Genomic DNA, 3,140 nt, shown 5'->3' on the forward strand with positions numbered 1-3,140 from the left:
GCCGAGCCGGGCGGCCCAGGAAGCGGTGTTCGCCCCCGAGCCGCCCGGCCGCAACGCGATGTCGGCGGGCGTGTCGGTGCCGGTGGCCGCGGGGCCGTCGTGCAGCGCGACGACGTCGGTGACCACGTCGCCGATCACCAGCAGAGCGCTCACCCGGCCGCCCAGGAGGCGGCGATCTCCCCGGCCAGGCGCGTGTTGCCGCGTACGGCCGCGAGGTTGGCCTCCAGGGAGGCGCCACCCGTGCCCTCGACCAGGTACTCCAGCAGGAACGGGGTGATGGCCTGACCGGTGATCCCGCGCTCCTCGGCCGCGCGCAGGCCCTCCGCGAGCACCCGGTCGTGCAGGCCGGGATCGAGCTGCAGGTCGGCGGGGACCGGGTTGGCCACGATCAGCGCGGTCTCCAGCCCGGCCAGCGCGTCCTGGGCCCGCATGATGCCGGCGGCCTCCTGCGGCGTCTCGATGCGCCAGTCGACCGGTTCGCCCGAGCTGTGCAGGTAGAAGCCCGGGAATTCGTCGGTCCGGTAGCCGACGACGGTGACCTGCTTGGTCTCCAGCCGCTGCAGCGTCGCGGGCACGTCGAGGATCGACTTCACCCCGGCGCACACGACCGTGATCCGGGTGCGGCTGAGCGTGTCGATGTCGGCCGACTCGTCCTGCACCGTGGTCCAGCCCCGGTGGACGCCGCCGAGACCCCCGGTGGCGAACACCCGCACGCCCGCACGGGCGGCCAGGAACGAGGTGCCCGAGACGGTGGTGGCGCCGCTCAGCCCGAGCGCGGCGGCCGGGGCGAGGTCCCGGAAGCCGAGCTTGCGCAGGCCCGGCTCGGTCGCGATCCGCTCCAGCCCGTCCTTGTCCAGACCCACCCGGGGAACGCCGTCCAGCACCGCCACCGTCGCCGGCACGGCCCCCGCCTGCCGGACGATGTCCTCCAGTTCGAGGGCGACCTGAAGGTTGCGGGGCTGGGGCAGCCCGTGCGAGATGATGGTGGACTCCAGGGCTACCACCGGACGGCCGGTGGCCAGCGCCTCGGCGACCTCATCGGTAACGCGCATGTCTCTCCTGTTTCCCGCTCACCATCGGTGCGCTCATTCCCGCCCCTCCGGATCGCTCGGTTGGTTTTCGCACCAGCGGAGGATTGTCCGCTTCGGCATATTCTGCCCGGGTCTTGGGGGGGAACTTGCGATAGGTTGCGAGCAATCGCCCAGGCCCATCCCGCGACACCGAGCCACGTACGACCGGGAGAACGCTCCATGCCACGCTCGCACTACGACGTCGTCATCGCCGGGGCCGGGCACAACGGCCTCGTCGCCGCGGCCTACCTCGCCCGGGCGGGGCGAGAGGTGCTGGTCCTGGAACGCCTCGGGCACGTGGGCGGCCTCGCCGTGTCGGCCCGGGCGTTCCCCGGCGTGGACGCGCGGCTCTCGCGCTACTCCTACCTGGTCAGCCTGCTGCCCACCAAGGTCGTGAAGGACCTCGGGCTGCGCCTCGACCTGCGCCGCCGCCGCTTCGCCTCCTACACCCCGGCCGGCGACACGGGCCTGCTCGTGGACAACGAGGACGCCGGGCGCACCGCCGCGTCCTTCGAGGCCGTGACCGGGGGACGGCACGACCTCGCGGCCTGGGAGCGGTTCTACGGGATGACCGCCCACGTGGCCGAACGCGTCGCGCCGACGCTGCTCGAACCGCTGCCCGGCCGTACGGACCTTCGCGAGGCCGTGGGGGACGACGAGGCGTGGCGCGACCTGTTCGAACGGCCGATCGGCGAGGTCGTGGACGAGCGGTTCGCCGACGACACGGTCCGCGGGGTCGTGCTCACCGACGCGCTGATCGGCACCTTCGCCGACACGGCCACCGACCTGCTGGCCAACCGGTGTTTCCTCTACCACGTGATCGGCGACGGCACGGGCGACTGGAACGTGCCGGTCGGCGGCATGGGCGCGGTGACGACCGAGCTCGCCGAGGTCGCGCGGCGGCACGGCGCCGAGATCCGCACCGGGGCCGAGGTCCTGGCGATCGACCCGGACATCGGTGAGGTCACGTTCGACGACGGCGCGCAGCACGTGGTGACCGCGGGGAAGGTGCTGGCCAACCTTCCGCCCGCCGTGCTCGCCCGGCTGCTCGGCGAGACGCCCGAGCGGCCCGAGGGCGCACAGCTCAAAATAAACATGGTGCTGTCGCGGCTGCCCCGGCTGCGGGACCCCGCGGTGGACCCCGCCGAGGCGTTCAGCGGCACCTTCCACATCAACGAGAGCCGCGACCAGCTCGCCGCGGCGTACGCGCAGGCAACCTCGGGAAAGGTGCCGGAGCTGCCGCCCGCCGAGGTCTACTGCCACTCGCTCACCGACCCCTCGATCCTCGGCCGGGATCTGCGGGAGGCGGGGGCGCACACGATGACGCTGTTCGGCCTGCACATGCCGGCGCGGCTGTTCGCCGACCCGCAGGCCAAGCGGGAGGCGCTGGCCCGCACGCTCGCCTCGATCGACTCGGTGCTCGCCGAGCCCATCGAGGACTGCCTGCTGCGCACGCCCTCGGGCGAGCCCTGCCTGGAGGCCAAGACCCCCCTCGACCTGGAACGGGAGGCGGGCCTGCCCGGCGGCCACATCTTCCACCACGACCTGTCCTGGCCGTACGGCGAGGAGGGCGACCACGGGGCCCGGCCTGGTCAGTGGGGCGTCGAGACCGCGCACGAGCGGGTGCTGCTGTGCGGGGCGGGCGCCCGGCGCGGCGGCGGCGTCAGCGGCATCCCCGGTCACAACGCCGCCATGGCCGTTCTCGGCGGCGTCTGACGCGCCACGCCCTGCCGCGCGTGGCGCGGGCGGCGCCCCGCCTCGCCCACCCGGAGCCGCGGCCTTAAGCGGATTCTCATGACCCTCGGGTAGCTTGTGCCGGTGCGTGAGGAATCGGCGAAACTGCTGGTAGTGGACGACGAGCCGGCCCTCAGGGAGGCGTTGCGCAGCAGCCTGGAGTTCGAGGGGTACGCGGTCGAGAGCGCCGCGGACGGGCTGACCGCGCTGGACCTCCTGGAGCGGGGGGACTTCGACGCGATGCTCCTCGACGTCATGATGCCCCGGCTCGACGGGCTGACGGCCTGCCGCCGGCTGCGCGCCTCCGGCAAGCGGGTGCCGGTCCTCATGCTGACC

3 protein-coding genes are annotated in these 3,140 nt (G+C 73.4%); 2 read left to right on the plus strand and 1 reads right to left on the minus strand.

Going from position 1 to position 3,140, the window contains the following annotated elements:
* Positions 1–149: 149 nt before the first annotated feature.
* Positions 150–1,052: a pseudouridine-5'-phosphate glycosidase gene (locus AB0J39_RS38905; protein WP_363474146.1), complete on the minus strand. Its 903-nt coding sequence runs from the start codon at positions 1,050–1,052 to the stop codon at positions 150–152.
* 198 nt (positions 1,053–1,250) lie between these two features.
* Here AB0J39_RS38905 and AB0J39_RS38910 point away from each other — a divergent pair, with 198 nt between their 5' ends.
* Both AB0J39_RS38910 and AB0J39_RS38915 read left to right on the plus strand, forming a co-directional pair.
* A complete protein-coding gene (locus AB0J39_RS38910) occupies positions 1,251–2,786 on the plus strand; it encodes an NAD(P)/FAD-dependent oxidoreductase (RefSeq protein WP_363474148.1) in 1,536 nt (511 codons plus the stop codon).
* A 102-nt stretch (positions 2,787–2,888) separates the two neighbouring features.
* A partial coding sequence (locus tag AB0J39_RS38915; RefSeq protein ID WP_363474150.1) for a response regulator occupies positions 2,889–3,140 on the plus strand: 252 nt, incomplete at its 3' end.

Source organism: Microbispora sp. NPDC049633 (assembly GCF_040675265.1).
Lineage (GTDB): Bacteria > Actinomycetota > Actinomycetes > Streptosporangiales > Streptosporangiaceae > Microbispora > Microbispora maris.

What these genes read in the sequence shown, in the direction of transcription:
- AB0J39_RS38905 (WP_363474146.1), bottom strand. Translation starts at nt 1,052, where the DNA reads ATGCGCGTTACCGATGAGGTCGCCGAGGCGCTGGCCACCGGCCGTCCG.
- AB0J39_RS38910 (WP_363474148.1), top strand. Translation starts at nt 1,251, where the DNA reads ATGCCACGCTCGCACTACGACGTCGTCATCGCCGGGGCCGGGCACAAC.